A 233-nucleotide genomic window follows, 5' to 3' on the forward strand; every position below is an offset into this window, starting at 1 on the left:
GAGGGCGGCGCGATCATCTGCCCGGACGCGCGTACCTACCGGCGCATCGGCCACCTGAAGAACTTCGGCTTCGTCGACGAGACCACGGTCGTCGCGCCGGGCATCAACGGCAAGATGAGCGAGGTCAACGCCGCCTTCGGCCTGCTGCAGCTGCAGTACATCGACGCGGCGCTGGCGCGGCGCGCGCAGATCGATGCGCTGTACCGGCAGCGCCTGGAAGGACTGCCCGGCAT

General features: G+C 69.1%; 1 protein-coding gene. It reads left to right on the plus strand.

What is annotated here, in order from left to right; translation table 11 throughout:
• The coding region (locus tag SB822_RS61215; RefSeq protein ID WP_410859681.1) for a DegT/DnrJ/EryC1/StrS family aminotransferase at nt 1–233 on the plus strand (233 nt) is incomplete at both ends.

The sequence above is a fragment of the Paraburkholderia sp. SIMBA_054 genome (assembly GCF_046534875.1).
Lineage (GTDB): Bacteria > Pseudomonadota > Gammaproteobacteria > Burkholderiales > Burkholderiaceae > Paraburkholderia > Paraburkholderia hospita.